Origin of the sequence: Streptomyces sp. NPDC006925, assembly GCF_042869575.1 — a bacterium.
Lineage (GTDB): Bacteria > Actinomycetota > Actinomycetes > Streptomycetales > Streptomycetaceae > Streptomyces.
Map to the genome: position 1 here is coordinate 24,178 of NZ_JBIAGB010000036.1, position 26,276 is coordinate 50,453.

At 70.2% G+C, this 26,276-nt stretch carries 33 protein-coding genes; 20 read left to right on the top strand and 13 right to left on the bottom strand.

Annotated features, from left to right (window positions below):
• Positions 1 to 34: 34 nt before the first annotated feature.
• Positions 35 to 1,072, top strand: coding sequence for an AAA family ATPase (locus ACFYNS_RS30170; RefSeq protein WP_388605995.1), 1,038 nt, complete (start codon positions 35 to 37; stop codon positions 1,070 to 1,072).
• Positions 1,069 to 1,638 carry a guanylate kinase gene (locus ACFYNS_RS30175; RefSeq protein WP_388605997.1) on the top strand — a complete coding sequence of 190 codons (570 nt, stop codon included), beginning with the start codon at positions 1,069 to 1,071 and terminating at the stop codon, positions 1,636 to 1,638. The genes ACFYNS_RS30170 and ACFYNS_RS30175 overlap by 4 nt, the downstream gene beginning before the upstream one ends.
• A 7-nt stretch (positions 1,639 to 1,645) precedes the next feature.
• Here the strand turns inward: ACFYNS_RS30175 and ACFYNS_RS30180 are convergent, their stop codons facing one another.
• Together ACFYNS_RS30180 and ACFYNS_RS30185 are read right to left on the bottom strand one after the other, a co-directional pair.
• Complete coding sequence (locus ACFYNS_RS30180; protein WP_388605999.1) at positions 1,646 to 2,479, bottom strand: DUF1932 domain-containing protein; 834 nt, start codon at positions 2,477 to 2,479, stop codon at positions 1,646 to 1,648.
• 4 nt (positions 2,480 to 2,483) lie between these two features.
• Entirely contained in the window at positions 2,484 to 3,137 is a 654-nt protein-coding gene (locus ACFYNS_RS30185; RefSeq protein WP_388606001.1) for an HAD family hydrolase, read from the bottom strand.
• A gap of 174 nt (positions 3,138 to 3,311) precedes the next feature.
• Here ACFYNS_RS30185 and ACFYNS_RS30190 point away from each other — a divergent pair, with 174 nt between their 5' ends.
• The 4 genes from ACFYNS_RS30190 to ACFYNS_RS30205 all read left to right on the top strand — a co-directional run bounded on the left by ACFYNS_RS30190 (position 3,312) and on the right by ACFYNS_RS30205 (position 7,548).
• Entirely contained in the window at positions 3,312 to 3,500 is a 189-nt protein-coding gene (locus ACFYNS_RS30190) for a hypothetical protein (RefSeq protein WP_388606046.1), read from the top strand.
• 660 nt (positions 3,501 to 4,160) lie between these two features.
• Positions 4,161 to 5,612 (top strand): winged helix-turn-helix domain-containing protein, encoded by a 1,452-nt coding sequence (locus tag ACFYNS_RS30195; RefSeq protein WP_388606003.1) that lies wholly within the window; start codon positions 4,161 to 4,163, stop codon positions 5,610 to 5,612.
• 9 nt (positions 5,613 to 5,621) lie between these two features.
• Entirely contained in the window at positions 5,622 to 6,500 is an 879-nt protein-coding gene (locus ACFYNS_RS30200; RefSeq protein WP_388606004.1) for a DciA family protein, read from the top strand.
• Positions 6,501 to 6,798: 298 nt separating this feature from the next.
• Complete coding sequence (locus tag ACFYNS_RS30205; RefSeq protein ID WP_388606006.1) at positions 6,799 to 7,548, top strand: DUF5131 family protein; 750 nt, start codon at positions 6,799 to 6,801, stop codon at positions 7,546 to 7,548.
• A 1-nt stretch (position 7,549) separates the two neighbouring features.
• Here ACFYNS_RS30205 and tcmP read toward each other — a convergent pair whose 3' ends face one another.
• Positions 7,550 to 8,701, bottom strand: a complete 1,152-nt coding sequence (tcmP, locus tag ACFYNS_RS30210; protein ID WP_388606008.1) for a three-Cys-motif partner protein TcmP — start codon at positions 8,699 to 8,701, stop codon at positions 7,550 to 7,552.
• A gap of 279 nt (positions 8,702 to 8,980) precedes the next feature.
• On the opposite strand from tcmP, the gene ACFYNS_RS30215 reads away from it, so the two are divergent.
• A complete protein-coding gene (locus ACFYNS_RS30215) occupies positions 8,981 to 9,247 on the top strand; it encodes a hypothetical protein (protein WP_388606010.1) in 267 nt (88 codons plus the stop codon).
• 95 nt (positions 9,248 to 9,342) lie between these two features.
• Here ACFYNS_RS30215 and ACFYNS_RS30220 read toward each other — a convergent pair whose 3' ends face one another.
• A complete protein-coding gene (locus ACFYNS_RS30220) occupies positions 9,343 to 10,611 on the bottom strand; it encodes a hypothetical protein (RefSeq protein WP_388606012.1) in 1,269 nt (422 codons plus the stop codon).
• A 344-nt stretch (positions 10,612 to 10,955) separates the two neighbouring features.
• Here ACFYNS_RS30220 and ACFYNS_RS30225 point away from each other — a divergent pair, with 344 nt between their 5' ends.
• Positions 10,956 to 11,198: a hypothetical protein gene (locus ACFYNS_RS30225; protein WP_388606014.1), complete on the top strand. Its 243-nt coding sequence runs from the start codon at positions 10,956 to 10,958 to the stop codon at positions 11,196 to 11,198.
• A gap of 213 nt (positions 11,199 to 11,411) precedes the next feature.
• Positions 11,412 to 12,080, top strand: a complete 669-nt coding sequence (locus ACFYNS_RS30230) for an HNH endonuclease family protein (RefSeq protein ID WP_388606048.1) — start codon at positions 11,412 to 11,414, stop codon at positions 12,078 to 12,080.
• 41 nt (positions 12,081 to 12,121) lie between these two features.
• Here the strand turns inward: ACFYNS_RS30230 and ACFYNS_RS30235 are convergent, their stop codons facing one another.
• Positions 12,122 to 12,340 (bottom strand): hypothetical protein, encoded by a 219-nt coding sequence (locus tag ACFYNS_RS30235; RefSeq protein ID WP_388550584.1) that lies wholly within the window; start codon positions 12,338 to 12,340, stop codon positions 12,122 to 12,124.
• A gap of 513 nt (positions 12,341 to 12,853) precedes the next feature.
• On the opposite strand from ACFYNS_RS30235, the gene ACFYNS_RS30240 reads away from it, so the two are divergent.
• From ACFYNS_RS30240 to ACFYNS_RS30255, 4 genes are all read left to right on the top strand, one after another.
• Entirely contained in the window at positions 12,854 to 13,093 is a 240-nt protein-coding gene (locus ACFYNS_RS30240) for a hypothetical protein (RefSeq protein WP_388606016.1), read from the top strand.
• Entirely contained in the window at positions 13,090 to 13,638 is a 549-nt protein-coding gene (locus ACFYNS_RS30245; protein WP_388606018.1) for an RNA polymerase sigma factor, read from the top strand. Before ACFYNS_RS30240 ends, ACFYNS_RS30245 begins: the two co-directional genes overlap by 4 nt.
• A complete protein-coding gene (locus ACFYNS_RS30250; RefSeq protein WP_388606020.1) occupies positions 13,638 to 14,324 on the top strand; it encodes a hypothetical protein in 687 nt (228 codons plus the stop codon). Before ACFYNS_RS30245 ends, ACFYNS_RS30250 begins: the two co-directional genes overlap by 1 nt.
• 319 nt (positions 14,325 to 14,643) lie before the next feature.
• Complete coding sequence (locus tag ACFYNS_RS30255) at positions 14,644 to 14,838, top strand: hypothetical protein (RefSeq protein ID WP_388606022.1); 195 nt, start codon at positions 14,644 to 14,646, stop codon at positions 14,836 to 14,838.
• A 247-nt stretch (positions 14,839 to 15,085) separates the two neighbouring features.
• Here the strand turns inward: ACFYNS_RS30255 and ACFYNS_RS30260 are convergent, their stop codons facing one another.
• Positions 15,086 to 15,388: a hypothetical protein gene (locus ACFYNS_RS30260; RefSeq protein WP_388606024.1), complete on the bottom strand. Its 303-nt coding sequence runs from the start codon at positions 15,386 to 15,388 to the stop codon at positions 15,086 to 15,088.
• Between the two features lie 241 nt (positions 15,389 to 15,629).
• On the opposite strand from ACFYNS_RS30260, the gene tap reads away from it, so the two are divergent.
• The 5 genes from tap to ACFYNS_RS30285 all read left to right on the top strand — a co-directional run bounded on the left by tap (position 15,630) and on the right by ACFYNS_RS30285 (position 19,521).
• On the top strand, positions 15,630 to 17,738 hold the full coding sequence (tap, locus tag ACFYNS_RS30265; protein WP_388606026.1) for a telomere-associated protein Tap: 2,109 nt from the start codon (positions 15,630 to 15,632) through the stop codon (positions 17,736 to 17,738).
• Between the two features lie 3 nt (positions 17,739 to 17,741).
• Positions 17,742 to 18,299: a telomere-protecting terminal protein Tpg gene (tpg, locus tag ACFYNS_RS30270; RefSeq protein ID WP_388606028.1), complete on the top strand. Its 558-nt coding sequence runs from the start codon at positions 17,742 to 17,744 to the stop codon at positions 18,297 to 18,299.
• 153 nt (positions 18,300 to 18,452) lie between these two features.
• Positions 18,453 to 18,884: a hypothetical protein gene (locus ACFYNS_RS30275; RefSeq protein WP_388606030.1), complete on the top strand. Its 432-nt coding sequence runs from the start codon at positions 18,453 to 18,455 to the stop codon at positions 18,882 to 18,884.
• Between the two features lie 77 nt (positions 18,885 to 18,961).
• Positions 18,962 to 19,267, top strand: coding sequence for a DUF6247 family protein (locus ACFYNS_RS30280; RefSeq protein WP_388606050.1), 306 nt, complete (start codon positions 18,962 to 18,964; stop codon positions 19,265 to 19,267).
• Positions 19,264 to 19,521 carry a hypothetical protein gene (locus ACFYNS_RS30285; RefSeq protein ID WP_388606032.1) on the top strand — a complete coding sequence of 86 codons (258 nt, stop codon included), beginning with the start codon at positions 19,264 to 19,266 and terminating at the stop codon, positions 19,519 to 19,521. Before ACFYNS_RS30280 ends, ACFYNS_RS30285 begins: the two co-directional genes overlap by 4 nt.
• Positions 19,522 to 19,641: 120 nt before the next feature.
• On the opposite strand, the gene ACFYNS_RS30290 is transcribed toward ACFYNS_RS30285, so the two are convergent.
• Complete coding sequence (locus ACFYNS_RS30290) at positions 19,642 to 20,148, bottom strand: hypothetical protein (RefSeq protein WP_388606034.1); 507 nt, start codon at positions 20,146 to 20,148, stop codon at positions 19,642 to 19,644.
• 145 nt (positions 20,149 to 20,293) lie between these two features.
• Positions 20,294 to 20,590, bottom strand: coding sequence for a hypothetical protein (locus ACFYNS_RS30295; protein ID WP_388606036.1), 297 nt, complete (start codon positions 20,588 to 20,590; stop codon positions 20,294 to 20,296).
• A 222-nt stretch (positions 20,591 to 20,812) separates the two neighbouring features.
• Here ACFYNS_RS30295 and ACFYNS_RS30300 point away from each other — a divergent pair, with 222 nt between their 5' ends.
• A complete protein-coding gene (locus ACFYNS_RS30300) occupies positions 20,813 to 21,604 on the top strand; it encodes a hypothetical protein (RefSeq protein ID WP_388606038.1) in 792 nt (263 codons plus the stop codon).
• Between the two features lie 167 nt (positions 21,605 to 21,771).
• Here the strand turns inward: ACFYNS_RS30300 and ACFYNS_RS30305 are convergent, their stop codons facing one another.
• Positions 21,772 to 22,131, bottom strand: coding sequence for a hypothetical protein (locus ACFYNS_RS30305; protein WP_388606040.1), 360 nt, complete (start codon positions 22,129 to 22,131; stop codon positions 21,772 to 21,774).
• Positions 22,132 to 22,163: 32 nt separating this feature from the next.
• Positions 22,164 to 22,559, bottom strand: coding sequence for a copper chaperone PCu(A)C (locus tag ACFYNS_RS30310; RefSeq protein ID WP_358290779.1), 396 nt, complete (start codon positions 22,557 to 22,559; stop codon positions 22,164 to 22,166).
• Positions 22,560 to 22,942: 383 nt separating this feature from the next.
• Between ACFYNS_RS30310 and ACFYNS_RS30315 the strand changes: the two genes are divergently transcribed.
• On the top strand, positions 22,943 to 23,155 hold the full coding sequence (locus ACFYNS_RS30315) for a cold-shock protein (RefSeq protein ID WP_358290777.1): 213 nt from the start codon (positions 22,943 to 22,945) through the stop codon (positions 23,153 to 23,155).
• Positions 23,156 to 23,261: 106 nt separating this feature from the next.
• On the opposite strand, the gene ACFYNS_RS30320 is transcribed toward ACFYNS_RS30315, so the two are convergent.
• The 3 genes from ACFYNS_RS30320 to ACFYNS_RS30330 all read right to left on the bottom strand — a co-directional run bounded on the left by ACFYNS_RS30320 (position 23,262) and on the right by ACFYNS_RS30330 (position 25,015).
• A complete protein-coding gene (locus ACFYNS_RS30320; RefSeq protein WP_388606042.1) occupies positions 23,262 to 23,384 on the bottom strand; it encodes a hypothetical protein in 123 nt (40 codons plus the stop codon).
• 558 nt (positions 23,385 to 23,942) lie between these two features.
• Positions 23,943 to 24,359: a hypothetical protein gene (locus tag ACFYNS_RS30325; RefSeq protein WP_388606044.1), complete on the bottom strand. Its 417-nt coding sequence runs from the start codon at positions 24,357 to 24,359 to the stop codon at positions 23,943 to 23,945.
• A complete protein-coding gene (locus ACFYNS_RS30330) occupies positions 24,353 to 25,015 on the bottom strand; it encodes a replication/maintenance protein RepL (RefSeq protein WP_236246816.1) in 663 nt (220 codons plus the stop codon). Before ACFYNS_RS30330 ends, ACFYNS_RS30325 begins: the two co-directional genes overlap by 7 nt.
• Between the last annotated feature and the right edge of the window lie 1,261 nt (positions 25,016 to 26,276).

Sequence of the window (26,276 nt, forward strand, 5' to 3'; positions counted from 1 at the left end):
TGCGATTTGCAGCCCGAGCCCTAAGCTCGCGGCCATGACGATGACGGAGGGGCAGAGGGTGGGGAAGCAGCGCGCTGGGTGGAGGCCAGACCGGCTGCGGGAGCAGCGCGAGGCCCACGGCCTGACCCTGGAGAAGGCCGGCGAGCGGCTCCGAGAAGTCGCTGAGCGGGCCAAGCTCAAGGGCATTCCCGCTGCAAATCCGCAGACCTTGTGGCAGCACGAGCAGGGGGAGGTCTACCCCGGTCCGCACTACCGGCGCGCCTACTGCCTGCTGTACCGAGCGACCGAACCGGACCTCGGTTTCCGTGCCGCACTGCCGGGGGAGGAGACGTCCTTCAAGCTCACGCCGATGGATGACTGCCTCAACGGCTCGCACGTCTTGGCTGTTGAGCGCGCCATTCACCGCATCGCGCCGGGCTCCGACGAATCCGACCACTTCGATTTGCAGCAGCGGATCATTGACGCGTGGAAGCGCCGTCACACAGGGGGCGACCCTCACCGTCCCGTGCTCATCCTGGTCGGCGGCTTCGCGGGCAGCGGTAAGACCGAGCTCGCCCGCTTCTTCGTTCAGCTCACAGGCTGGCCGCTGCTCGACAAGGACCCGCTCACCCGCCCGCTCGTGGAACGTCTCCTGGTCGCGCTGGGCGGCGACGCGAACGACCGGCACACCAAGCTCTACCGCGAGAAGGTCCGGCCCGTGGAGTACGACTGCCTGATGCAGTCGGCAATGGCCAACATCAAGTGCGGCATCTCCACGGTGTTGACCGCGCCGTTCATTTCCGAGATGACCGACTCGGACTGGATGCAGCGCCTCGCCAACCGCGCGGGCTCGATGGGGGTCGACGTCTTCCCGGTGTGGGTTCGCTGCGACGAAGAGTCGATGCGCGAGTACATCGGATTCCGCTCAGCGGCCCGGGACGCGTGGAAGCTCCAGCGGTGGGACGAGTACATGGCCACGATCGACCTCGACCTGCGCCCGGCGATGCCCCACCTTGTCGTCGACAACCGGCTGGGGACCGCAGTGACGCTCGCGGACCAGGCCCGGCACGCACTGGGGGCGATGTACACGTGAGCCCGAAGCAGGGTGTGATCCTGTACGGCCCGCCGGCCTCGGGCAAGGACACCGTCACCACCGCGCTCCGCGGGCTGGATCCCAGGTACGCGCAGTTCGCGCGGCTCAAGGTCGGGACGGGCAAGTCGGCCGGCTACCGGATGGGCACGACGGAGCAGCTGCGCGAGCTGGAGGCTGCGGACGACGTCGTCTACGCGAACCACAGGTACGGCAACGCGTACGCCATCGACCGGCCCGGCCTGGACGCCGCGTTCGCAGCTGGGGTACCGGTGGTGCACCTCGGGCAGGTCGACGGCATCCGAGCGTTGGTCGGCGGCTATCCGGCCGACTGGTCGGTGGTGCTGCTGTGGTGCCCGCGCGAGGTGACCGAGCAGCGGTCTGCGGGGCGCGGCGACAGCGATACCGCGGCGCGGCTGGCGGCGTGGGATGCGACCCGCGAGGACGTGGACGCGCACCCGGGCATGGTCTGGGACCTGAGCGTGGACACCACGGTGTCGGCTCCGCAGGAAGCGGCGCGGCTCATCGACGAGCTGCTGGCGCAGCGGGCGGGGGCGGCGACGGCATGAGGGCGAGTTACGGCTGGGCGAGTCGGTCCAGGGCGTCGGTGAGCGTGAGCTCGCTGTCCTTGGCGTCGTTCCAGCGGGCCAGTGTGGACGCGGCCGCACGCAGCATCTCCGGCGGAAGTCCGGCGGCCGCGAGCGCGTCGGCGGCCTCTTCGAGCTCGGGGCCCCAGCGCCAGGCGCGGGCCGCGGTCTTGGCGACGTACTGCGGCTCGGACAGGTATGAGTCGGTGCGCCGGGAGGCGACCTCGATGAGTTCCTGGTCGACGCCGTGCTCGCGGGCCATGCCGACGGCGAGCGCCACCAGTACCCGCGAGGTCTTCTGGAAGCTGGCGTACGACAGCTTCAGCGCGGAAGCCTTCCCCACCTCCGTGCCCAGCACCGCGGCCCGGACCGTGGTGTCCGCGAACAGCGTCTCGATGCGCTCGGTCGCGGCAGCGGGCCCGGACAGGTACAGGGTCGGCGTCTTGCCGCCGACCGGCGGGGAGCCGACGACACCGCCGTCCACGACGGTCGCGTCCGGGAGCAGCAGGGCGATCCGCTGCGTCCGCTCGGGGGAGATGGCGTTCGCCTCCACGTACATCCCGGCGAAGCGGTACCCGGCGACCTCGCGGGCCAGGCTCTCGGCAGCGGCCGGCGGGCAGAGGCTGATGACGATGTCGCTGCGGTCCAGCAGCTCGGCCAGCGTCGCCACGGACGTCAGCCCGAAGCGGGCGGCGCGCTCCACCGAAGCGGTGCTGCGCCCGGTCTCGCACCACAGGACGTCGGCCGCGTTGGTCGCGGCGCAGGCGGCGACGGCGGCGCCCATGCTGCCGGGGTGGAGGATCCCGACGGTTGGCTGGTCCACGGTGCTACTCCGTCTCTGCGAGCAGGATGGTGATGGCGTCGGCGACGTCGTCGACGACGTGGTGCGCGGCGGGGAGTCCGTCGGGCCATGGGCGGCCGCGCAGCCAGATGGTGCGCAGGCCGGCTTGGTGGCCGCCGCTGACGTCTCCGGTCGGGTTGTCGCCGACCATCCAGCCGCCCTCCGCGAGGCTGACGCCGCATCGGGTGGCCCCGAGTTCGAAGAGGCGTCGGTCGGGCTTGCGGATCTCCAGGTCGCCCGAGGCGGCGACGCCGTCGACCAGGTCGGCGAGGCCGGTCCCGGCGAGCTTGGCGCGCTGGATGTCGCCGGCCCCGTTGGTGATGACGCCGATCGTCCATGCGGCCGCCCGCAGGCGGGCCAGGCACTCGAGGACTTGGGGACGACAGGTGACGGCGGCCGCCATGAGGCCGACGTACGCCTGCCACAGCTCGGCGGCCGGCGCTTCCAGTCCGAAGACTTCCCGCAACCGGACGAAGTCGCTGGTGGTCGCGCGGTCGAACAGCTCGGTGCGCAGCCACTGTTCAGCGTCCGGAGCGAGAGCGTAGGCGCAGCACAGTCCGGTCACGGCGTCGCTGAGGGCCGACTGCCGGTCGATCAGCGTGCCGTCCAGATCGAAAAGCGCGAGGCGGGGCACGGACATGAACCCTACCGGGCATCGCATGGTGTATCTTTCGAGGAGACATCGATCTTGAGAGGGTGTGCCGTGACCGACTCGGACCGCTTGAAGCGGGTCGACGCCCTACTGGACGACGTCCTCCCACCGCCACCTGTGCGCGCGAAGCTGCGCCGCGCGGCTGGCCTCACGCAGCAGGAAGTGGCGGAGGCCGTAGGAGTAAAGCGTCTCGCCGTGGCCCGCTGGGAGCTGGGACAGACCCACCCCCGACGTCCACACCGAGCTGTCTACATGCACCTGCTCAACCGCCTCGCACAGCGCTTCCCCGAGGCCGCTGAACCGGATGAGGGCATGCCGACGCCGACCTCGGAATCAAGGGGGTCGGGATGACCTAGTGGCCATCGACCGCGCGCGCCAGAAGCGGACTAACCACCCACTGGCCTCGCGCGGCCCGTCTACCGACGCGGATTAACCACCCGCATCGGCTGCTCAGACACCGGTCTCACCCCCGGTCCTGAGCTGCGGCTCACCGAGCCGCATATATCCCAAACGCTCTTCACGCGGCCACCACAGCCGCAGAAGTGCCAACTCACCCGGCCTGACGGCCGGTCGCCGCGGAGCCCCCACCACAGGGACTCACCACCGAGAAGAGAGGAGAGACCCCTCCGCCCGTTCGGCATCTGCCCGCTCCTCCCGGAGGGGGCTGCCACCCGCATCCGCATCGCACGCAGAAGTTGGTGTCCCCGTCATAGTGCACGACCTGGTGTCCCCTTGTCAGCTCGACAGTGCCCGATTCACACCGGTTCAGGGCACTCGTGCTTCCCGCGTGACGGGATTCGCACATCCTGTTTGCCCTGTTCACGGCATTAGTCACGAAGTTTCTTCGTGGTGGAGTGCCACGCTCCCGGCCCGCCGCATCGTGGCCGAGAGGGGGGCCCCTGCCCGCCCCGCGGAACGTCTGCGGGGGCTCGCCGCTTCTCGGAATCTGTCCACAGGCAGTCCGCGCGAGTCTGACGCGATGGCTTCTTCCTCATCCGTTCGGGCAGGCCGGTGAGCGGGGTGGCGGCGGCCGCGGTGATGGTGCCCGCTGCGCGGTCGTCGGTCGAGGACGCGGTCGCCGAGCTGCCGGTGCTGTTCGTGCCGGAGGCGTCGCAGTGGCTGTCGGCGTCGTCGGGCCGGATCGCGGGGGAGGGCTATTCCTGGATGCAGGCGGTCCACTGGGTCGCCGGGTCCGGCCTCTACGAGCCGCGCCGTCACCGGTCGCACGGGCCACGCAGCTTCGGGCCGACGACCGTGCGCGTCGCCCAGGAGCTCGCGCAGCTCTTCCCCTGCCGTCCGGGAATCGGATACCTGGTGCGCCGGACCGGGCTGGCGGAGCGGTCGGTGGAGTATCACCTGGGGATGCTGCGGGAGGCCGGGCTGCTGACGTACATCGTCAAGGGCACCCGAGTACGGGGGGAGTCGGCGCAGGCGTCGGAGTTCGCGCGGATGATCCCGGCCGAGTTCGATGCCGCGCTGGGGATCCGTACCGCCGGGGAGGGGACCGGACGCCGGGTGGTCGGGATCGCGGAGTCGGGCCGGGGCCTGATGGCCAAGCTGGCGAAGAAGGCATCCCGGAAGGTACGCAAGCCGCGGCCGAAGACGTCCTCGAAGGCCCCGGCGAAGGGGCCCCGGAAGGGTGCCAAGCAGGGGGATGTGACGGCTGTTTCGGATGGGCAGCGTTGCACCCCAATGGGGGGTGGTACTGGGGGTTCTTCTTCTGCGGGTGGTACTTCCCTCCCCCCTGAGAGCAAGCTCGCAAGCGGGCACAGCAAGTCCCCCACTCCGAAGAAGGCCAAGCGCGGCCGCCGGAAGCTCAACGCGGTGGGGCGCCGCTTCCAGCTGGCCTCGGAGCTGATCCGCCGGGTGCCGTGGATGGGCCGGGCCTCGGTGCCGCGCATCGCCTGGGTCCTCAAGGAGGTCTCGGACGCCGGCTGGACCGCCGATCAGGTGATCGCGTTCCTGGACTGCGGCGACGTCCCGGGCATCGTCCACCGCCCTTCCGGGTTCCTTGCCGGGCGGCTGGCCGGTGCGACGGCGCTGTGGCCGACGGAGGAGGGCCGCCAGCGCGCGGTCCAGGCCTACCGGGACTCCCGGCGCGCGGAGAAGGCCCGCCACCAGGAGTGGGAGGGCGCCTGGCAGGCCCCGCGCAGCCTGGCGGCCTGCCGCATGGTCGCCGAGGCCTTCGCCCCGCGCGCCCAGCAGCCGCTGCAGCCGGACCAGGAGGGCGAGGTGCTGCCCGCGCAGACCGGCATCGACGACCTCTGCGAGACCGAGCGCGAGGATCTGCAGCACAGGGCCTGGGGCGAGTTCATGCGCGGTGACACGACGCTCGTCACCTCCACGGTCGACGCGTTCGGGGGACCCGCTGCTGAACGGCTCTACGGCGCTGACCTCGTGCAGCGCGCACTCCGCCTCGCGAGCGGCAGCCGCAGCTCGCTGATGGCCCTGGGACACCGGTAGGAGGCCGGAATGACCGAGACGACCAACCCCACCCAACAGCAGGACGCGGACGCCGGAGACCTGCCCGGCGCCGACCTGGCCCGCATCGCCCTGCGCCAGGCCCGCGAAGCCGCGAAGGCCCGCGGGCAGAGCGGCATCCGGAAGGCGAAGCGGCCTGCCCGGACCGCGGCCGCGCGACGGGACGGGCGGGAGCCGACTGGATTCGCCGCCGTGCTGGCCGGGCTGATGGCCGACCGGGGCTGGGACGTCCCGGCCGCCGGCGGAAGCATCCTGGACCAATGGTCCGACATCGCGGCCGCCGTCTCCCCGAACCTGGCCTCCCACGTCAGCGCCGTCGCCTTCCACACGGACTCCGGGCAGCTGGACCTGCGCCCGGACTCGCCCGCCTACGCCACCCAGCTCCGGCTGCTCAGCACCCGGGTCATCGCCGCAGCGAACGACGCGGCCGGCACCCAGGCGGTCCGCACCATCCGCGTCATGACCATCGGCGCGACCGGCCCGGCATCCCGCGAAGCAGCCGCCGCACCGATACCCGCCCCCGCGCCCAAGGTGCCGGTGAAGACCCGGGAAGATGCCTCGCCCGGCTTCCACCAGGCACTCGCCGCGCACCAGGCCGCCACACGCCCGAGCCGCGTCGACCCGTCGATCGCCGAGGCGGTGGAGCGGCAGACCGCCGCGATGCGGGTGCTCAGTCTCCAGGCGTTCCCCGAGCCGGAGCAGGCAGCCGACGAGCCGGCGCCGATCGAGCCGGCCCTCACCGAGCGGCGCCGCCAGGCCGACGCCTCCCACACCGCGGCCCTGCGCCGGGCCCGGACCGAGCGGGCAGCGCGGGAGGCCGGGGCGGCGGCCGCGGTCCCAACCTTGCCGCCGCTGGGCAGGACCGCGTGAGGATGGGGGAACTCGAACGGGAGCGGGTGGGAGACCGACGTGACCGAATACGCCGCCGGTATCCGCCAGTTCGCTGACGTCTATCGCACCCCGGTGGGAGGTCAGGAACTGATTCGTGTTGGGCTGGCATACGAGGCGCTGCAGACGGAGAGTTACGTACTGATGTTCTATTTAGTGGAATCGTGCCCCTTGGCGGCCGGACTGGTGGTTGGATGCCGGTGCCTGCAGGAGTGGCGCGTCGTTGGTCATGCTGCCTGCCGTGGTAGCCAGGCCGCTTCGAGGCGGGGAGGGAAGAGCGTTGAGTGACCGCAGCGCGATCGAGTGGACCGAGGCGACCTGGAATCCGACGACCGGGTGCGACCGGGTCTCGGCCGGTTGCGACAACTGCTATGCGCTCGCTCTGGCCAAGCGGTTGAAGGCAATGGGGTCTCCTAAGTACCAGGCCGACGGTGACCCGCGGACTTCCGGCCCGGGCTTCGGCCTGACGATCCACCCGGAAGCGCTGGAGGTTCCCCTGGGGTGGAAGGCTCCTCGCACGGTGTTCGTCAATTCGATGTCCGACCTGTTCCACGCCCGCGTGCCGCTCGACTACGTCCGCCAGGTCTTCGACGTGATCGCCTCCACGCCGCAGCACACCTACCAGGTCCTCACCAAGCGCGCCCGGCGGCTTCGGCAGGTCGCCGACCGGCTGGAGTGGCCCGAGAACCTGTGGATGGGCGTCTCGGTCGAGACCGCCAAAGAGCTGCCCCGCGTCGACGATCTGCGGCTGGTGCCGGCTGCGGTGCGGTTCCTGTCCTGCGAACCGCTGCTCGGCTCGCTGGATGGCCTCGACCTGGCGGGGATCGACTGGGTCATCGCCGGCGGCGAGTCCGGCCCCGAGCACCGGCCGATGGACGAAGCGTGGGCCCTTCAGATCCGGGACACCTGCCAGGAGGCGGGAGTGGCCTTCTTCTTCAAGCAATGGGGTGGGCGCACTCCGAAGGCGGCCGGCCGTGAACTTGAGGGCCGGACCTGGGACCAGATGCCGCTGCCGGCCGCCGTCGGGTGAGTTACCGCGGCGGCTCGACGACCAGGTCCCGTACCTTCTTGCCCATCCCGGTGCTGGGTGTTCTGCCGTCGCGGTGCAGCTGCTTGACGGCCGCGCGGGCCGCTGTCTCGGGTACTTGCCCGTAATAGTCCCCGAAGACGTCGAGGGTGTGGTCGACCAGCTTGACGGACCTGCCCTGCCGTAACAGCTTCTCGAGATTCTCGGCCATCACGGGCACAGCCTTGTCGGTCACGTCCTTGGGATCGGGGCGGATCAGTGAGGTCGCGGGGAAGAGCGTGTCCGGGTTGCTCTCGACCTCGGTCACCTCCAGCCCATCCCACCACTCGTTCCGGGCGCGGGCGGCAGCGTCGCCGAAGACCCACAGGCCGTGCTGGCGGCGGGTGCCGAACACCAGGTAGTACACGGGCTTGTGCTGCGGGGCCTTGGCCACCGGAATCCACTGCACGAGCATGCCGGTCGCCTCGCCCAGGCGCCGTGCGTACTCCGCCGCGACGGCCTCGGCCGCATCCGGGGCCGGCTCCCGGTCGGCGGGGAAGAAGTCCCGCCACCAGTGTCCGCCGCACACCTCGTCGAAACGTTCCGAGGACCGCTCCAGGCCCTTGGCGGAGCGGGCGTTGCCGCCCAGGCGGCGTACCGCGACCATGCTGAAGTTCATGAGGAACTCCGTCGGCGGCCACCGGCGCGGCATCCGCCGGCGCGCCAGGGTCTGGGTGAGCCGCTGCCAGGGCAGGCCCAGCCCGCACGGGTCGAGGAACAGGAACAGGGGCAGACCGGTGGCCGTGCGCAGGACCTCGTCCAGGACCCCGTCGGCCTCGCCGTGGTGCACCCGTGCATCGACGCCCTGCCGCCGGTAGATGGCGGCGACCTCTTCGAGACGGGCGTGCGACTTGGCTTCCTTCTCGGTGAAGAAGCACGTCCAGCGCAGTCCCCGAGCGCGATGCTGTGTTGCGACGCGCATGGCGATCTCCGCCGACCCCGGCTCACCGCTCTCATACCGGCCCTCGCCCGCGTATCCGTCGAGGTAGACCACCCGGCCGTCCCGGGAGCCGGTCATCCCCCCGAACTGCGGTATGTACCGGCCCAGCAGATTGTGCTTGAGCACGCTCGGCAGCGCCTGAGCCGACCAATACGCGCCACTCGTTCCCGTAGACATCCCGGCCTCCCCCTCATTCCCCTCCGGATTACCGATGGTGAATGTGACGCTGCATGCAGTAAAGACCGCCGACACCCGAATCAACCGCCATGCACCCGTGCGCCCGCCCGACGCGATCCGGACAGCTGCGTCTGACTCGCCGTCGAACCGTGCGTCTCTCCCGCGACGACCGCAGCGCCCGGACGCACGCCAAAAGTGTTCCGCTGGCCACCCCGCTACCGCTCCGCCCTACCCCCACATAGGTCGGAGATGTCATCAGCCGGTCGTAGGCTCGTCGGTATGGCCTCTGTGATCGACCCTGAAAGACACGCTGACCTCATCAAACTCCAGCAGCATGTCTACGAGCTGTTCGATGAGCTGAATGCCTATCCCGGCGACGATGCCGAGGGCGTGCGGGAGCGGGTGCGACAGGTCGTCACCGAGAAGGAAGCTGCGCTCCACGCCTCCGGTCTGGTCGAGGAGCACGGTTACTTCCTCGCCAGCCAGGACCTGAAGAGGACCGCCCGCGCAGCGCTCGCGCCGGGCACCTCCGCCACTGCGGCGTGATCGGCTCGGCCCTCGATGGATGACTGCTGCTGGTGGAGGGCCGCCGAGCCGGGCCCGCGCTTGGAGGGCCGGGCCCGGAGCTTGGGCTGGGCGGGTCACACGGTGGTGGGGCTGGGCTCCTCGTCCGGGCCTGGGGCCTGTTCGCTGGAGTTCGGCTCGGCGTTGGTGTCCGTCGGCTCGTCGGTGGTTTCGGCGGTCTGGGTGTTCGGGGCGGGGCGGGTGCGGTCGTCGAGGGTGATGGTGACCGGCTCACCGCTGGAGGTGAGGCCGGTCAGGCTCTTCTCGATCCGCTCGTACACAGTGGCTGCGAGTTCCTGGTCGCCGTCGCCCTCACTGGCGGTGTGCTGGATGGAGTGAAGGCTGATCAGGAGGGCGATCAGGGAGCGGCCGGAGAGCGCGGCGCGGATCCGCTCGTCTCCCTCGTCGACGACCTGTGGCGGCACCCGGAAGTGCGGATGCTGTCCGGCGCGGGCGGTGAGGAACTCCCAGATGTCGCGATGGCACAGCAGGCCGGTTGAGGAGACGCGGGCCGCAGTCCTGAGTAGGGCGCTGTGCTCCGCGCCCACCTCCGCAGCCGCAATCCCGGCGGCGGTGGTGTCGGGGCGGGGCAGCAGCTCCTCCACCACAGTGCGCAGCCCGGAGACCTGCTTCCGCACAGAGGTCAGCTCGGCCCGGGCCTCCTCCAGGACGGTGCTGAATTCCTGCCTGATCTCCCCGGCAGCTTCCTGCAGCTGCCCGGGAACATCCTGCTGCCGGTCGGCCGGGCTCTCGCCGGTGCGGGGCGGGGCGAGCATGGGGGCGAGTTCCTCGATGAGGACCTCGCGGACAGCTTGACGGACCATCTCAGCCGACAGCACCGGCCCGGACCCGGCGTCCTTGGCGGCGGAGCGCTGCGCCGGGATCGCGCCGGTGAGGTCGGGCTTCTCCTGGGATTCGGCAGGCTCGGCGACGGCGACTGCAGCAGTGAGGCTGGTGTCGCCGCGCCCGACCCCGGATTCCTCGTGGGAATGCGGGGTCGGGGAGAGCGGACCGGTGAGCGGGGGAGGTTCGGGGGTGAGGTCCGCGAGTGCGCTGCGGACCGCGCGCAGCTCGGAGCGCAGCTGGGCTACGACGTCCTGGACGGCGCTGTTGAGCGCCTCCCCGTTGGAGTTCAGCTTGTTGTAGACCTCGCGGAAGTTCGCGCGCATCCGGCTGAGCTCGTCGACGAGTTCCTTGGCCGTCTTGCTGTGAGCGGCCTGGTTGGCCGCCTCGAGCTTCTCGACGCTCTTGTCGAGTTCATCGCGGAAGCTCTTGTCCGTGTGCATGACGGCGGTGTGCAGCATCGTCAGCGTGTTGGTCAGGTCCGGGTTCGAGCGACCAGGCATCTTCCCCCATCTCGTTGCTTTTGGTAGTCGAGCGAGTTCGCTGCGTATGTTGCCTTGGATGCGGCGTTCCGCGCGGACAGATTGACCAACTGGCCGAAAATGGAGGGGCGTTGAGAGGTGCACTCCGGACAGATGGCATGCCTGGGTTAAGGGGCCGGCCCGCCCTGGAAGAGGGCGCCGTTATACCTCGGATATCCGCGGCCGCAACCGTGGCCCAGGAACGAAGGGAGACGTCGGCGCCCCCGCAGCTTCGCGTCAACACACCGCGCGGCGCGCCTACCGCCTTCGAGTGGCGAGGCGTCGATTTGCAGCAGTCCGGTGCGGAGGGGCGCGACGCTCTCGGCGTGACAGACACCCCCACCTTCGGCACCGCGAGAGCTTCGACGAAGAGCCCGGGGCAGGGGCCTCGGGTTCGCTTCCCGCTCGCCCGGTGGCTGCTTGCCCCGCGCACCACCTGGCGGGCTCGGCGCCTGGCCGCCACGTGCGGGATGGGCATGGACGCCCGGACCGCCTGGGTACTGGCCCGGCTGCAACGGCACCCGGAGGAGCGCGGCTACGCGATACACCACCTCGGGCAGCGGGGATGATTCAGCGCTGGACGCGGGCGCGGAGGGCCAGGACCGCCAGGGCGAGCAGAATGGGTTCGGTGAAGCGCGAGGCCCGGAACACCGCCGGTCCGAGGACCCCTCGCCCCGGCCGCGCCCATCACCTGACGGGAACCCACTTGCTACTGCACGGTCGGGTGGTTTACCACGATGAGGCGGAGACGCAGCCAGACGCCCGGCTACAACGGCAGGGTGATCACTTTGGTTCGCGGTCTGACGGCCGCTGCTCTGGTTGTGCCCCTGCTGACTGCCGCTGCTCCCGCGGGGGCCGACCCGGCGCCCGCCCGGCGGGCTGTCGACCTGCCGGTGGCGCAGGCCATCGAGGCCTTGCCGCTCGAGAAGGAGAGCCGTGCCGGCTACAAGCGCAGCAAGTTCAAGCACTGGATCGACGCCGACCATGACGGCTGCAACACCCGCAAGGAAGTCCTCATCGAGGAAGCCACCGAAGAAGCGGCCGTCGGGAAACGCTGCAAGCTGACAGGGGGCAGGTGGCATTCGTACTACGACGACAAGGACACCACCAGCGCGCGCAGCCTCGACATCGACCACATGGTGCCGCTCGCCGAGGCCTGGGACTCCGGCGCCTCCCAGTGGGACGCCGACCGCCGCGAGCGGTACGCCAACGACCTCGACGCGCCCCGGTCCCTGGTGGCCGTGACCGCCCGGGAGAACCGGCAAAAGGCCGACAAGGACCCCTCTGACTGGTGGGTGCCGGCGGCCTCCGCGTCCTGCCAGTACCTCTCGGACTGGGTGGCCACCAAAACCCGGTGGCAGCTTGCCGTCGACCAGGCGGAGAAGAACGCCCTCGACGAGCGGGCGACGGCCTGCCCGGACACGAGGGTGAAGACCCACATCGCACCGTAGCCGCCCCGTGAGGCCGGGGCCCGCTGTCGCAGTCCCCGGCCTCACGTTCCACTGCCGGGTGCCCACTCCCACGCACCGCCGCCGCGCCAGTCGATGAGGCCCGCGTCATCCAGTCTCACCGTGGCGGGGTCGAGCCCGACCTCTTCGAGGAAGCTGAGCACGTCGAAGACGTTGTAAGCGGTGCCGAGGATCTGCCCGCGGGCGACGACGCGACGGCCTCCCTCACTGTCGGGGCCATGGACCACCACCGCAGCAGCCATGCCCCCAGGGTGCGAGACCGCGAGACGACCCGCATCTCGAAGTATCGGCCCCTTCGGCGCATGGTTTCGACGTCGAGCGAGGGGGAGCCGACGGCTGGCCGGAAGGAGGAGCCGACTCGTGACGGACACGCCCGAGCTGGGGTCGGTACCCGAAGGTCAGCGGACCCGATCGAGCTTGGACTGTCGGGCTGGTCGGAGGGCCGGTCGCCGGGACAGGCCGCGCGCAGGTGTAGTCCCCATCGTCGGATCTCCCGGATCGGGTGGAGTGCGCCGGGTACGGGAGGTCGCGAATAAACTCAAGCGCGCTGTGTCCTGCATCACGTGGACAGGGAAATGTGCAGGTCCGGAGGCGATCAAGCACGGAGGATGGACCTCCACCTGAAAAGATCACGTTATGTGGTTAACCGAGGGCGCTGTGTTGTCGGTGAGATGGGTGAAGGCTCGCACACCTGGAGCCTTCCCCCGGTCCCGACGACGTGTCCGGGGGCACCTATCCCTGGACAAGGAGGGTCCGTGAGGCACTACATGGCCTGGTACGCGCTCGCAGTACTGTGCGGCGCCTACTGGATGACCGCCTCGCCCCCCACCGCCGCTTCGCGGTGCACCATCCGCACGACCCCGCTGCGCCCCCGCACGCAGTACTTCCCCGCCCGGCACGCCTGCCGCCCCGGACACCCCCGTGAGCCGGAACGCGCGGCTGCCGAAACGGCACCGGCCCACGGCCGGCCGCCTCGGGAAGGGAGCAGCTGGTGAACCATCTGCACCCCGATCAGAACATGACCGAGCCGGACCCGGCCAAGCTTCCCCCCTCGTTCGAGGTGTTCTTCGAGCAGCACCAGAAGGAGTTCCTCAAACGCGCCCATCTGCGGTTGCACGACCGCCGGGACGCCGAGGAAGCGGTGATAACGGCCGGCTGCAAGATGCACAGCAAATGGGTCCGCATCCTCGCCCACCAGAACCCCATGGCGCTGGTCTACAAGATCCTCAACGAGACCATCATCGACTACTACCGCACGATCTCCCGGCACCTGGAGCACGAACGTCTCCTCAGCCGGATGCCGCAGACCACCGGGGACGACGTGAACGCGCTGCGCCGCCACGAACAGCTCGACCAGGCCCTGGAGCAGCTGGAGAAGGCCGCTCCCACCCAGGCATCCTGCGTGAGGCTCCGCCACCTCGAGGGCTTCACCTACCCGGAGATTGCTCACCGGCTCGACATCTCCGAGGGCTGCGCCAAGACAAGCGTCTGCCGCGGCATCAAGACCCTCCGCTCACTCATGAACGGGAAACGGAGCTGATGGACCTCATGGACCCCACCGAGCTGGAGGAACTCCTCCAGGCGGAAAGCGCTCAGGTAGAAGCCGAGTTCGCGGACCACGACCCTTCCGATCTGACCCGGAGGCTGGCCCTGCGCATCGCCCAGGCGGAGAAGGACAACCAGCGCGCCCGGAACCGTCCCACTGTGGGCAGCCTCCGGGGCCCTTCCCCCGAGCGGCCGCTCCCCCGCGGACGCCGCCGCCGGCCAACCCCGATCATCGCCACCAACCCGACGACCTGCCCCCAAGCGGTCGTCGCCCACGTCCGGACCCTGTGCGACCGGGTACTGCACTCCCACGACCTGGAGACGATCAACGCCTTCGCCTCGGACTACGACTGCGCCGGCGCACGCACCTTCGCCTGCCTCCTCTACACCCTCGACCGGCGGGACGGAGCCCTGTACTGGTGGCGGTTCGCCGCCGGGGCCGGCGACCCGCTCGCCGCCCACCTGCTGGCCACTCACCACGCCGCGGTCGGCTGGTCCATCGATGCCCGCGTGTGGCGGCACTTCGCCCGGATGCTCGGCTTCGACCCCACCCGGCACCTGCCCTGCCCAGTCAGCGACCCTTCCTACCCCGAGACCGTCTCCCACCCCCACTTCGAAAGCTCCGTCCTGGGGCCCTTCCTCCACTCGCCCTCACTTCCGCAGGAACTCCCCGTCGGCTGACGGGCCGCAGCCGCGAGCAGCGGCCCCGGCCGGTCAGCTGGCGATGCTGCACGGCCGCGGCAAGTTCATCGGCTCGGCCGGTGAGCCCGCATTCGGGCTCGATCACCCCCTGCCAGGCTCTGAGCTCCGCATGGGCGTCCCTGGGGCCGCCCCAGGCGCTCACGGCGAGCGGGCCACACCACGGGGGTGTCGGGAAGCCTCCATATACTCCTGGCAACGCGAAAGGAGCCCTGCGTCCCCAACGGGTTTACGAGGCCACTGAGTTGGGAGGGCTCCTTGCGCGGTGTTCCAGAACGCCCGCAGACGAAAGGAACTCCGTATGGCCAACCCTAGCGGGAATGAGGGGCCCGGGTACACGGCTCGCCTGTCCTGGTGGATCCGCTCGACCGTTGCTCGCCTGGTCGAATGGACAAGCCGGCGCGAACTGCACACTCAGTTCGCGCATGGCGCCGCACAAAAGCTCGGCAGCGGCGCAGTGACGGTACTGATCCTGTGGTGGGAGACCCGGCACTGACCGTCGGTGGGTCCGCTGTGCACCCGCGGACCCACCGATCGAGACGGAGAGCCGGCCACCAACCCGGCCAGAACACCACCATCTGGTACCGGCGGGAACCGGTCTCATGCTGACGGGGTGCCCCGCTGGGAGCGGGGCCTGGTCGGCGGGCTGGTCCAGCTGCTGGCGTCGTTGTCGTGGGCACGGTACCGGCCCCGCCCAGCCGGATCCGCCGATCAGCCCCGGCCGGGCGAGCGGGGGCGGCCGGCTACTCGCGGAGTGCGAGTTCTTCGGGGGTGGGCACGTACCGGATGACGTGCGACTGGCCGCTGTAGTCGACAGTGACCGTGTGCCGCAGGACGTCATCGTCCGCGTCGTAGAAGATCTGCTCGATCTCCAGGCAGGCCCGGTCGGTGGAGATCCCGAAGTCGCGGGCCTCTTGGTCGTTCACCAGCCGGGCCCGGGTGCCGGTGACCATCCGCACCGTCCCGGCTGGTGCGCCCGGCGGGAGCTCGGCAGCGCCCGGCCGCGCCCGTGTCGACCACGACTGTGCCTCGCCCTGTTCCGCCATGGTCGCCACGGTAGCGAGCCTCCCCGGTCGACGGGGCGCTCTCTCGGGAACTCGGTCCGCCTTCTATGAGCCTCACACCGCGTTTTCCGAGGTGATCGCCTCGTACGCGAAGCCTGTGAGGTGTGAGCCAGAACCCGCGCCGGACGGACACACCGGTCAGAAACTATCCTCAACAGAGTTAAAGAATGGGTTAAATTTCAGGGTAAGTGCTGCTAGGGTGGGAGCGCGAGAGGAGATCGACATGGCGTCCGAGGAAGAGCTGTTCGCGAACATCGACGCGTTGCTGGAGGAGGAGCCGCAGCTCCCGCCCCCGGCAGAGCGTGCCCGGCTGCGCGAAGCCGCCGGTATCACCCAGGCCCGGCTCGCGGTCGCGTTGAAGACATCGACGCAGACGGTGAAGAACTACGAGAACGGCCGCTCCGAGCCGAAGTCTCCGCGCCTGGAGGCCTACCAGCGACTCCTGAAGGGGTGGGCGGCGAAGTACCCCGCCAGCGGCGCCCCGGCGGCACCCGCCCCGGCTCCGGCCGCCGCGCCGCAGCCGGAGGCGCCCGAGACGTTCACCGGCCCGGCTGCCCCGGCCGAGCCGGAGACTGCCGCGCCGGCGGTCGCGCCCGGGCGCCCCGCCCGTCCGGCCGCGCGCCCGGCGGCGTCGTCCCGGCGCCCGGCGGCGAGGAAGACCGCCGCGCCCGCCCTCGACCCGCGCTTCCCGCACGGCCCGCTGGCCGTCCTCGATGGCGACGGCTCCGCCTACGGCGCCGAGGGGATCGTGCTGGACTGTCCGGCGACCACGGTGGTGGAGCTGGTGGAGTGGACGCTGCGCGAGTCCGGCCTCGGCGCGCCGAAGCTGCACCGCCACGGCAAGGACGCCGACCCGCTGATCGTGCTCACCGTCACGGCGGCCGTGAAGCTGGGGCTGCCCGAGCGCCTGGAGGACCGGCGCGGCCTGCGCCTGCCGGAGGACCACCCGGTCGTCAAGCAGGTGGCGAAGGCGAAGTGGCAGCTCACCCAGCGCGGGTTCGGGCCGTGGGCGCGGATCTACCGCAAGGCGCAGGGCCGCGAGCGGCAGTGCGTGCAGCTGGTGATCCTGCCCTGGGACGCCCTCGATGAGCGGTCCTGGCCCGGCGTCGCTCAGATGGAGCCGGCCGACATCGCCCGCGTCCTCGGCGTGTACGCCCAGCGGGTCATCACCCCGCGCGGTTCCACGGCCGTCTCGGGTCTGGAGCTGATGACCGCGCTGCGCCCGCCGACCCGGCCGGTGCGCGACGAAGCGACCGGCAACTGGGTGTCCGGCCTCAACCCCAGCAGCCTGGGCACAGAGCCGATGGACCCGGCGCCGCCGGAGGGCCAGCCCGAGCACCCCGCGATCTACCACTCCGGGTGGAAGGGCGGCTTCCTGCACGAAGAGGCGTACCAGTGGGTGCGGGACGTGGACACGCTCACCGATGAGGAGTGCCTGCTGCCCTTCGCCGTGGGCCTGGACCTCAACACGGCGTTCCTCGCCGCCGCCGCGCGGCTGACGGTCGGTCTGTCGGAGCCGGTCCACTTCGTGAACCCGCCGTTCAACCCGAAGATCCCCGGCTCATGGCTGGTCGACCTGTCCGGCATCGAGCTGGACCCGCGCCTGCCCAGCCCGTTCACGCCGACCGGTGAGCGCCCGACCGGCCCGGCCTGGTACCAGACGAACACCGTCGCCTACGCCCAGGAGCTCGGCTACAACGTCGCCCCGATCGAGGCGTACCTGCGCAAGGAGACCGGCGCGTACCTCGACCCGTGGCACGACCGGCTCAAGACCGCGTACGTCGACACCCTCGCCGACCTCGGCGTCACCAAGGACCTCACCGACGTGGAGTTCCTGGCGGCGATGGAGCGGCACAAGGACGTCGACCCGGCGATGGCCGCCGTGCTGGCCGCGATCAAGGGCACGGTGAAGGGCGGCATCGGGAAGCTGTTCGAGAACCCGCAGGGCAAGAACTACAAGGAGGGCGAGCCGTGGCCGGCCATGATGCGGCCGACCTGGCGCCCGGACATCCGCGCCGCCGTCATCTCCAAGGCCCGCGTCAACATGCACCGCAAGCTGCTGAACATGTCCCGGATGACCGGGCTGTTCCCGCTCGCCGTGCTCTCCGACTGCGTCGTCTACCCGAGCTCCGGCAACAGCCCGCTGGACTTCCTGCCGTACGCCGCCTCGGGCAAGCCGCAGCCCGGCGGGTTCCGCCTCGGGCCCACGCCCGGCCTGGCGAAGCTGGAGGGCGTCCAGCCGATGCTGTGGGCGGTGGAGCTGATGGAGAAGGGCCTCAACCCGGCCCGCCACATCAAGGGCGGCGACGCCGTCCTGGACGAAGGGGAGTAGACCGTGGGGGAGATCGAGGAAGCGATCGAGCGGGCCGACCGCGAGGCGTTCACCAAGGACCCGCCCAAGACGTTGAAGGGCCAGATCGGGTTCCTGCTCAAGCAGTTCGGCAGCGCGAAGGCCGTCGCCCAGGAGCTCGGGGTCACCGCCGACTCCGTCAACCGCTACCGGCGCGGCGCCCGCAAGCACGCCCGCGCCGACGTCGCCGCGAAGATTGACGACGCCGTACGGCAGCGGTGGCAGCCGCTGGTGCGCAAGCGCCGGCAGAAGAAGGCCGCCACCACCGGCGGGATCACGGTGGAGACCCGCGCCCGGTTCGGCTACACCGCGCCGGTCGGCACAACCGACGACGGACGATTCCGGCGACTCACCGTGCACCTCCCCCCGGAGTACGCACAGCGCCTCTTCGACGCCCGCGACGCGGGGGCCAGCGACCAGCAGATGCGCGGAATCATCGCCGAAGGGTTTAAGGAAGTGTATTTCCAGGACGGCGGCGGTCGCGCTATGGGACTGTCAGAAGTGGAAATCAACGACATCGACTACCTCGATCTGGATTACTGACTAGGAGCGAATACATGACCCGCTGAATTTCCGCCCATCGACCGCGACAAGAGCCCGCTGTTCGACGCGGACCACGACCCGGTCCGCGTCGCCGACGCGCTGCGCCGCAGCCCGCACTTCGCGGCCGCAGACGCCGACCCCGGCGGCGACACGGTGTGGTTCACCACCGAGGCCGGCATCAACTACACGCTGACCTTCAAGGAGGCGGAGCCCACCGCCGACGACCTGCTGCCCGAGCCGGTGCTCACCGAGGCCATCGCCGCGGCGATCCTCAACCACCCCGGCTTCGTCAGCGCGGATGCGGACTCGCCGCGCGAGGACACCATCACCATCCAGTCCCGCAACCAGGTGCGCCACCTCCTGGTCCTGGACGTCGACCGCGGCAACGCCCTCGCCACGGAAGACCTGTCCACCCCGGCCGTCGACGTCGCCCTCGCCGCCGACAAGCTGCTCGCCAGCGACCCGAGCGACTCGGAGCGCGCCACGGCCGAACTCCTCAACTACGTGGCCGCCACCTGGGACAAGCAGGACCTGCCGCTGCGCGAGCACGCCCAGGCCGTCGCCCGTACCCTGCGCACCCAGTAGGAGGGGATCCGTCCATGCCCGCATCCACGGCCACCCGGCGCGCGTACCGTGAGGTGACGACCCGCCGGGAGGACCAGATGAGCGCGCAGCCCGACCACGCACCCGTCACGCCGTACGCCCCCGCGCCCGGGGCGCCGGCCGAACTCCTCGCCCAGCTGCGCGCCGACAAGCGCGCGGACACCTGGGTGCCGGCGTTCGAGCGCGAGTGGTCGGCCGCCCTCGAGGAATCCCGGCGCACGTTCTCCCTGGCCGGGCTCTACGAGGTCATCCAGGACTGGCAGGGCCGCATCGCGCACGCCCCGGCCGTCGACGCGTTCGTCGCCTCCGGCTACGACGACAGCGACGCCATCGACCTGGCGGAGCTCCGCCGGCGGCGCGGGTGAGCCCGTCGCCGTACGCGGTCCGCGTCTCCGCCCCGGCCGCCAAGGTCCTCGACTCCCTGCCCGAGCACGCGGTGGACATCGTGTGGGACATCCTCGCCGCGGCCGCCGCAGACCCGTGGGGCTTCGGGCAGTTCGACACCGACGACGAAGGCGAGGACGTCCGCTACGCGGCCGTCGGCCAGCTCTCCGTCACCTACTGGATCAACCGGCCCCTGCACAGCCTGACGGTTCTGAACATCGTCTGGCTCGGGTAGCCACCCATGACAACGGCCTGACCCCGGCATTGCAGCTGCCGGGGTCAGGCCGTTTCCGATCGTAGCCACCGCCGTATCCACCGGTAATCACCCCGGCGGCAACGCGTAGCCGGGCAGTTGTCACCAGGCGCCGCGGGAGCGGTCGGCACCGAGCTGCACCTCGCGCCGGCACTCCGGGCACTCCGGTGGGCCCTCCATCCGGCGTGGCCTGTTGTCCTTCGTCCAGCTGAACCCGCACAGCGCCTTGTGCGTGACGCCCCGGAAGGATTCGTCCTTGGTGGCGTGCGAGCCGTAGCCCGGCACCAGCCAGGTGAACGTCGCCTCCCCGTCGTACGGGGCTCCGCCCGGCCACTTGTAGACCAGCTCGGTTGTGGTGCAGCGCATCCGCAGATCAGGCCCCGTCCAGCGCTTGCCGTAGCGGATCTCCGAGCTGGCGTCGACCGCGTCCGCGAGGCGCTCGAAGGACAGGTCGAAGTCGTCCATGTGCTTCCACTTGCCGGGCGGCTGCTCGCGCATCACCTTGCGGAACATCAGCAGCAGCCGCGCCAGGTCGTGCTGATCGACCCGGACCGTGTTGGTCTCCGGGTCGTAGCCGTACGTCGGGTCGTGGGCGGGCTTCTTCGGCATCGGTCCTCGTTCGCGTCGCTACGGCGCTCAGCACCCTGCCGCAGGGCCTGCGGGTGCGGCCGGGTGCTCAACGACCCGGGCCCGCCAGGGCCACGCCGACCTCCGCCGTCCGTGCGCCGGCCGAACCCGCCGTGGGCTTCGCGTCTCAGGCTGGCGGCGGCGTCGCGCCAGGAAGCTCCCCGGAGAAGGCCCACCACTGCTCGATGGTCCACACGGCGACGCTGGAGCGGCCGGTGGACATCCGCAGCCACACCTCCTCGCCGCCGGGCATGAGCGCCACCTCCAGGTGCTCGTCCTCCCACGTGCCCACCGGGTACATCCACTCGATGCCGTCGGGCCACGTCCGCATCGCCACCGTGCGCACGCTCAGCGCCGCGGCGAAGGCGTCCAGCGCCGTCTTGGGTACCCGCACCTCCGCCGGCTCCCGCTCGATGCCCGCCACCTGGCCCCCTTCGCGTCGTGCGGCGGGCCCGCGCCCGCCGTCGCGGATCAGCGTGACAGACCCGCGCCCCGCACGGTGTCACGCTGTGAGGCTGGCAGGCTCACAGGGTGTTTCCCCAGGTAGACGAGGTGAACTGTGAGGCTGTGAGGGTGTGAGGCGGAGCTCCCGGCGGTGCTCCCGCACGCCCTGGTGCGGCCCGCCGGCCCGGAGGACGATGGAGTCGTGGGCGAGCAGCACGAGGGCCAGGAGCACGGCGCCGAACCAACGCAGCCGCCGCTCACCGCGGCCCGCGCCCGGGAGATGACGGCCGGGCTGCGCGAGGCGATGGACGACGTCCGGCGCTCCGTGGCGGTCCTCGCCGCCCGGGTCCGCGACGCGCACGCCGCCCGCGTCTGGCTCCCCCTCGGGCACAGCAGCTGGGAGTCGTACTGCGCCGCGGAGTTCGGCATCAGCCGCGCCCAGGCGTACCGGCTCCTGGACGTCGCCCGCGCCCTCGCCGCGATCCACGGCGCCGTCGCGGCCCACGCCGATCCGTCTCGCACGCGAGACACCGGCCCGGCCGCCGCGGCCGCGCTCGACTACGGCCTGTCCCAGCGCGCCCTGATCGCCGTCTCCGCCCGTTCCGGCGACGTCGCGGAGCTGATCACCCGCCGCCTCGCCACACTCGCCCACAGCGGCCTCCGGGCCCTCGACGCGGACACGGTGCGCGCGGTGGTCCGCCAGGCCGTCCGCGACGTCCGCACCGCACTGCCTCCGCCGCCCCCCGAACCGCCACCGCCGGCGGACCCGGCCGTCGCCGCGCTGCGCCGCGTCGTCGACGACCTCGCCGCCAGCACCCACGCGATCGGGGAGCTGATGCTCGAAGTCGCCCCGGCCTACCTCTCCGACACCGAAGCTGCCGACGTCCTGGCGCTGCTGTGCCACCAGATCGGCGAACCCCTCGAACACGGCCTCGCCGCCCGCCGCTACGCCATGTCCGGCGACCGCCGCGCCCTGCACGGCACCGTCCTGTAGACCTCCCATCCCGGCTGCTCCTGTGAGGCACACAGCCCGTTTCCCCAGGTGGGCGCGGTGCCTATGAGGGCGTGAGGTGTGAGGCGAGGGCCTGCGTCCACGGGGTGCTTGACCTTTGACAGGTGACCTTGACTGATTGACAGGTGACTTTGACCGACTGGCGGGTGCTACTTGTCGGTGGTGATGTCGGTGAAGCTGATGGCGAAGGCGTCGGGGTCGTCGTCCTCGTCGAGGTGGTAGGTGGTGCTGGCGTAGGCGCCGGCGAGGCGGATGCGGCGCCCGTCGGCGATCAGGACGATGTCCTGGTGGGTGTCGGTGTTCTCCACGTCCTCGGCCCACCGGGTGGTGGCCGGATGGCGCTGCTCGCCGCGGGTGAGTACGACGCTGCCCCACAGCGGCACGGGGGACTTGAAGTCGCCGACCGCGTAGGTGTCGATGTCGACGGGGGTGCCGACGAGGGTGAGCTTGGTGACGGAGTCGAGGGCCTCGGTGCGGCCATCGCCCAGGTCCAGGTGGTAGGTGGTCATGTCCGGCTGCTCTCCTGGCTGGTGGGGGCGGGTCAGTACAGCTCGGGGGAGGTGCGCACGGGCATGCGGACCTTGAAGATCCGGCCGTCGCTGAGGAAGAACACGACCCGGGCGTTGTCGCCGGGGGTGATCAGGCGGGTGGGCTTCTCGAACATGATGTGGGCCTTGTCCGGCGAGAAGGCGAAGCCGCCCTTGGGGGTGAGGGTGACCTTGTCCAGCTTCACCATCTTCGAGGACTCCGCGTCCGTCACCGTCTCGTACATCGTGATCTTCGCGTAGTCCGGGCTCTTGATCTTGGTGACCTCCAAAGGCTGATCGGAGGAGTTGTCCAGCATGACGTAGCCCGCGGCCGGCAGGGCGTTGGGCAGCCACCGCACCCACACCGACTTCTCCCGGGGCGTGACGTCCGTGCTCACTGGGATCTTCATGGGCGCTCCTTCCGCAGCGGGGTTGCCGTCCGGCCCCCTCCAACCCAGACAATCCGGAGCGGGTCCTGTGCTCAAGGAGAACCGCCGGGGCCGCCGAGCCCGGTGGGTGTGCGCCCCCGGCGCGATTTGTGACGGCCACCACCCGGCTTGGTAACGCCGGGCAACGTGCGTACGGCAGCGGTCAAGATCGCCTGTCAATCGGTCAAAGTCGCCTGCCAAAGGTCACCTCCTGTCCCGTTGACACCCGTGGCAGTTGATCTTGACCGTTTGCCGGGTGAGTCTGATGGCGGTGCCTATCCCGGGTTTCCGCCCTCCCGTCGGTGATGATCAGCTCACCGGGGCGCTTGCGCGTCCGGCTACAGCAGGCGATCCAAGGAGTGAACATGGCGGAGCGGCAGAACGGCGTTGTGAAGTGGTTCAACGAGGAAAAGGGGTACGGCTTCATCACCCCGGAATCCGGCCCGGACCTGTTCGTGCACTTCAGGGCGGTCCAAGGGAACGGCTTCAAGAGCCTGAAGGAAGGCCAGAGGGTGACCTTCGTTGCCGTGCAGGGCCAGAAGGGCATGCAGGCGGACGAGGTCCAGGCAGAGGGCTGAGTTCCGGCCGTACGTCAAGGTCACTTGGCAATCGGTCAAGATCACCTGTCAGAGGTCAGTGCTGCTGCTCCTGGTCGTGCTGCTCGCCGTGGTGTGCAGCAGGTTGCTACCCGGTGGGGAGCAGCGGTTGTCGCCGGGGGTGCTGCTCGTGGTCCTGGTGGTGGTCCTCGGGGTGCAGCAGGGCGGTGTCGCGGCGCAGCGCAGTATTTGCATGGGCCAGGCGGGACACGGGTGCTGCTCGGGTAGCGGGCCGGCCTCGGCCGGTGCAGCACGGCCTGCTGCTGCACGCTGCTGCTCGGGGCTGCTGCAGCCGGCCCGCGTCCGCTGCTCCGGGGCCGGGAAGCGGGCCGAGGGCGCGTTGCAGCGGCTGCATAAGATCGCAGATCTGCGATGTTCGGACGAGGTCTATGCACGGCTGCTGCATGCAGCGCCGTGCGTCAGAGTCTGCCGACCTACGGCGCTGTTCGGTGGCGCTGCCGCCACGAAACGCTGGCACCAGCGCCACCCGGCGGTGCGACTGCCTGTGGGTTTCCCGCAGAGGGGAACGATGTACGCAAGGGCCGGAGCAGCCCGGTTTGTTCTGGAGAACCAAAACAAACCGGTTCACCTAGTGCTACCGATCGCCCGCGTCACACGCCCCTGACCTGCTGGTTTCCCCTGGAGGGGAACGATGTACGCACCGGGTGCTCGTCGCTCGGAGCAGGTGAATGTGCCCCCGGTGCACATTCCTGTGCGTCGGGGGCACATTCCGCAGTCGGTTATCACCCGGAGGTGATGGCGCGCGGCATCAGCCGGCGGCGCGCACGGCTCGGAGCGGTTGGGCCTGGCGCTTGGGCGGGGCGGTCTCGTACAGCGGGGCGGTGATCTCGGGCAGTTCGCCGGCCTCGATCCGCTCGGCGGCGTCCTCGATCGCTTCCTCCAGGTGCTCCTGGGAGGCGTAGGAGGCGACGTAGGGGTGGAGGTAGTAGGTCCGGTACTTGCGGTCCTTGGGCCGCAGCACGAGGTTCCGGCTCTCCAACAGCGCCATCGCGGTGTTCGCGGAGTTCCTGGACAGGCCCACGCGGGCCCCCAGCTCGGCCTGGGAGGCGTTCACCTCGCCGCCGGGCTCCTGGCGCTCGATGAGGGCGCTCAGCAACTCCATGGCGGCCTTGGTGAGGTCCAGCCGGTACAGCATTCCGAAACCGGCGCTGGCCTGGATCAGCATGCCTGCCCCTCCTCGTCGACGACTCCATCTTCCCCGTCTTCGACACCGAGCTCCAGCTGCACGCTGCGCGGCGGCGGCGGGGCGTTGAGGGCCGGGAAGACGTCCTCGGGGAGCTTCCCGGTCTCCTTGTCGCGCAGCGCGTCCAGGATCTCGCGCTGGACGTCTCCGTTGCCCTCGAACCCGAGCATCGGGTTCACGAAGATCAGCCCGTTGTCGACGCGCTGGATCATGTGCCAGCTTTCCAGGCGGCCGATGGCCCGGGTGACGTTCGACCGCTCCACGCCCAGCTTGTCGGCGATCTTCTTGTGCGTGGCGCGCAGCCAGCCCTCGCGCTGCCGCCCGATGCACCACAGGAGCACCGCGGACTGGATCGGCGACATGCCGTGCTGCGCGATGAGCACCGCCAGGACGTCGGCGAGGAAGTCGTTGGAGACCACGCTGTAGCCGGACCGGCCGTACATGTCGTGGGGCGCGCGGTACGTGTACCGGACGCTGACGTCCATCTGCTGCACGGCCCGCTTGCGGGTCGGCGGCTTGATGTCCTTGCCCAGCCGGGAGGACAGGGTCTCGCGGAAGGCGCTGTCACCACCGGGCGGAACGGCAGCGATGCGGCCCTTGCCGCGGCCGGCGGAGGGGCGCTTGGGCTGGGGAGGCATCGACGGGGGTCCTGTCCTCGATCTTGTGGGGTACGCGCCGGACACTAGCAGTTGTTCAAGCTCAGTTGGCAGATTTGTACATGCTGGCGTGGCGCTTTGGTGTCGGCGCCGACACAGCGGATTCGGGCCGTGTTTCCTGAAAACCCTGTCTCACCAGCAACGTTCCACAGTTGTACAAGCTGGGTTGGCAAATACGGGTGTCGCTGTGGCACCACGGACACATTTCCGCAGGTCAATGTGTTGTGGCTGACACATCCCCTTCCGGAAAAGCCCAGGTCAGGGCGCGTTTCCGCGAGGCCCCCTCTTTTCCCTAAGACGCACGCGCGCGCGAGGTCGCACCAGGGCCTCGGGATCGTCCCGGCATCCCGCCACCGACGGCACCAACAGACGGGGCACCCAGGCGCGCACTCTCCGGGCGCCCCGGCCCGCGGCCGACACTCGGCACGAGCGGCCTTCCACTCCTGCGCACGCACCCCTCCGTGGCTGAGGCGGCTTCGCGTACGGCCCGACGGCTCCCGTGCGGGCCGTGGAGGGCACCATCGGCTCTAAGTCTCGGGGGGTGCCAGCCGTGACGCTCAAAAGCCTGGAGGCGTGGCCGGTGCCGGTGGTGGGTTCCGCCGTGCGGCCTGGCGGCCGCACGGCTCATGTACCTCCGCATGCCGAATTCCAGCATTCCCATATCGGGCTTCCGTTCTGTGGCTAAGCTGTTCAAGGGCGCGCGATTCTGAATTCAGCGGGTGAGTTTTTGGCCGGAGCCTGTGGTGGTGCAACCAGGTCCCAAAAGCTACACAGCCGCGCTGGATGATGCATCATGCTGAATGCGCGTTCGCCCTCTCAGGTGAGGCGTCGCCACATTCCGCCCCGCAGTGACGGGTTGATGTGTATGCTGGCGGGGTATTAGTGAACGTGAGCGGCTGGCTTCGAGGGTGGGGGAGGGGTTCGGGTGGAGCGCAGCGGAGCCCGTCACTTCGGTAGGGTCGGCGCCCCGTCAGGCCGACGGTCCGTCACTCACTCTCGTTGTGGGGGTGGTGGCTGGGATCCCCAAGCCCTACACAGGCCCATGCGTGATGCACCTCCCCTTGCTGCCAGCCTCGACACCCGCGCTTGCGCGGGTGCTCGCAATTCGCGCTTGCGCGAATTGACCCGCCTTTAGAATTCCGCTTGCGGAATTCAATTCCCGCGCTTGCGCGGGAATTCGCAGCGCGCTTGCGCGCTGCGCACTCTATGCCCCGGCTTGCCGGGGCATATCCCGCTCCGCGGG

Coding starts and splice junctions, on each gene's coding strand:
- ACFYNS_RS30170 (WP_388605995.1), top strand. CDS start 35: ATGACGATGACGGAGGGGCAGAGGGTGGGGAAGCAGCGCGCTGGGTGG.
- ACFYNS_RS30185 (WP_388606001.1), bottom strand. CDS start 3,137: ATGTCCGTGCCCCGCCTCGCGCTTTTCGATCTGGACGGCACGCTGATC.
- ACFYNS_RS30200 (WP_388606004.1), top strand. CDS start 5,622: ATGACCGAGACGACCAACCCCACCCAACAGCAGGACGCGGACGCCGGA.
- tcmP (WP_388606008.1), bottom strand. CDS start 8,701: ATGTCTACGGGAACGAGTGGCGCGTATTGGTCGGCTCAGGCGCTGCCG.
- ACFYNS_RS30215 (WP_388606010.1), top strand. CDS start 8,981: ATGGCCTCTGTGATCGACCCTGAAAGACACGCTGACCTCATCAAACTC.
- ACFYNS_RS30220 (WP_388606012.1), bottom strand. CDS start 10,611: ATGCCTGGTCGCTCGAACCCGGACCTGACCAACACGCTGACGATGCTG.
- ACFYNS_RS30235 (WP_388550584.1), bottom strand. CDS start 12,340: ATGGCTGCTGCGGTGGTGGTCCATGGCCCCGACAGTGAGGGAGGCCGT.
- ACFYNS_RS30250 (WP_388606020.1), top strand. CDS start 13,638: ATGGACCTCATGGACCCCACCGAGCTGGAGGAACTCCTCCAGGCGGAA.
- ACFYNS_RS30255 (WP_388606022.1), top strand. CDS start 14,644: ATGGCCAACCCTAGCGGGAATGAGGGGCCCGGGTACACGGCTCGCCTG.
- ACFYNS_RS30260 (WP_388606024.1), bottom strand. CDS start 15,388: ATGGCGGAACAGGGCGAGGCACAGTCGTGGTCGACACGGGCGCGGCCG.
- tap (WP_388606026.1), top strand. CDS start 15,630: ATGGCGTCCGAGGAAGAGCTGTTCGCGAACATCGACGCGTTGCTGGAG.
- ACFYNS_RS30280 (WP_388606050.1), top strand. CDS start 18,962: ATGAGCGCGCAGCCCGACCACGCACCCGTCACGCCGTACGCCCCCGCG.
- ACFYNS_RS30290 (WP_388606034.1), bottom strand. CDS start 20,148: ATGCCGAAGAAGCCCGCCCACGACCCGACGTACGGCTACGACCCGGAG.
- ACFYNS_RS30305 (WP_388606040.1), bottom strand. CDS start 22,131: ATGACCACCTACCACCTGGACCTGGGCGATGGCCGCACCGAGGCCCTC.
- ACFYNS_RS30310 (WP_358290779.1), bottom strand. CDS start 22,559: ATGAAGATCCCAGTGAGCACGGACGTCACGCCCCGGGAGAAGTCGGTG.
- ACFYNS_RS30315 (WP_358290777.1), top strand. CDS start 22,943: ATGGCGGAGCGGCAGAACGGCGTTGTGAAGTGGTTCAACGAGGAAAAG.
- ACFYNS_RS30325 (WP_388606044.1), bottom strand. CDS start 24,359: ATGCTGATCCAGGCCAGCGCCGGTTTCGGAATGCTGTACCGGCTGGAC.
- ACFYNS_RS30330 (WP_236246816.1), bottom strand. CDS start 25,015: ATGCCTCCCCAGCCCAAGCGCCCCTCCGCCGGCCGCGGCAAGGGCCGC.